Raw genomic sequence first — 1,544 nt, 5'->3', positions numbered from 1 at the left:
GGCTTGTCCGCCAGCCGCGCGAGGCTGAGCACCTGCTGCACCTTGGGTACAGTGTCGTCTTCAAGGACTCGTTCGAAGTTGTCCATCAGGCTCTCGGACTTGAGTTCGAAATGTCGCCGCCCGCGAAACTGAGCCAGTGCCGCCGACATTTCATCGCTGATCTGCACAAAGCGTTGCGCAATGGCAAGCGTTGAGCTGTCGTCGAGATCAACCTGCGCATCCGCCTGGGGCTGTGGGTGTTCGGCGGCCTTTTCGGCATTGAGCCGTGCCTGGGCGGCCCGCCCGCCTGTGGAAACCGGCGGCAGGATCATTTTTCTGCCGCCCGGAAATAGGAGCGGCGCACCCGCTCATGCTGCTGTGGGGTCAGCAGCCGGGTGGCGGGATCAGACGTGACGGGCTCAAGTGTGTCGAGAATTTCCTTGGGCTGAATCAGGAACACCCGCACCGTGTTGGCCGAGCGGTTCTGGCGATAGCTGAACAAGCGCCCGATCCACGGAATCGAACCCAGTACCGGAATCCGTCCGACTTGCTCGCTGTGGTCATCGCGGGTGAAACCGCCCACCAACAGACTCTTGCCCTGGGGCACGCGCGCCACCGTGCTGATCCGTGTGCGCCCGACCGTCGGCAAACTGCCGGGTTGCTTGTTCTGGTCAGGGTTTTCCACTTCGTTGCCGTCTTCGATATTGAGTGACATTTCAATTTCGTCCGCCTGGGCGAAACGGGGCAGAACACTGACGAGCGTGCCATAGGTCACGTGCTGCAAATCGACACTGCGCTCCCCCACCAGCGGGGCATAAAAGGTGCGGTTGTTGTCGAAGATCGCCGGTACGTTCTCTTGTGTCAGGATCACTGGACGCGAGACCACATTCGCCCGGTTGGTGCGCTCCAGGGCCATGACCTGGGCGACGAACGAAGCGCCATCGAGGGTGGTCGCCGAGCCGGCGTTCAGCGATACGCTGAATGTCCCACTGGACTTCAATGCGCCCTGCCAGTTGATGCCCAGCTGATTGAGTTCATCCTTGTGCAAATCGATGATCCACAACGACAACTCCACGTGTCGTTTCGGCGTGTCCAGCGCACTCACCAGGTTCTCGATAAAGCGCACTTGCTCCGGCAGCCCCTTGACCAGCAGGCTGTTGGTGTCGGGATAGGCCACCACCCGTATATTTCCGGCAGCCACCTCTCGCGCAATGATTCGCGGCGCGGTCGAGTCTTGCTCCGAGGGGGCGCTCGCCAGGCCTTCCAGGGGAAACGCCGGCATCAATCCTTGCGGACGCAGCGCGGGGGCTTGTGCCACCGACGGCTCGACCTCGCGCTTTTCGCCACGCAGCAAGTCCTCGATCACGGTTGCCAGCCCGGGAATGGTCACCTTGTCATCACGCAGCTCATACTTGCGGTCGCTGACAAAGGTGTTGCGCACCTGGATCACGCCGATCTGCTGCTTGCCCAGCAACAGTTCCGAGCGTTGGTTATCCATCAGTCCGGCGGCTTGCACCACCAGATCGACATACATCGGCGGGCCCGACACGTGAAAAGTGCGCAAG

General features: G+C 61.4%; 1 protein-coding gene and 1 pseudogene. Both read right to left on the bottom strand.

The window, feature by feature from the left end:
• Positions 1 to 311, bottom strand: a pseudogene (locus PMI29_RS04855) (type III secretion system gatekeeper subunit SctW); the annotation flags it as partial.
• On the bottom strand, positions 308 to 1,544 hold a 1,237-nt coding region (gene sctC, locus PMI29_RS0130435; RefSeq protein WP_033052669.1), incomplete at its 5' end, for a type III secretion system outer membrane ring subunit SctC. The gene sctC and the pseudogene PMI29_RS04855, both read right to left, overlap by 4 nt.

Origin of the sequence: Pseudomonas sp. GM49, from assembly GCF_000282355.1 — a bacterium.
Lineage (GTDB): Bacteria > Pseudomonadota > Gammaproteobacteria > Pseudomonadales > Pseudomonadaceae > Aquipseudomonas.
This window is presented reverse-complemented; position numbering and strand designations above follow the sequence as displayed.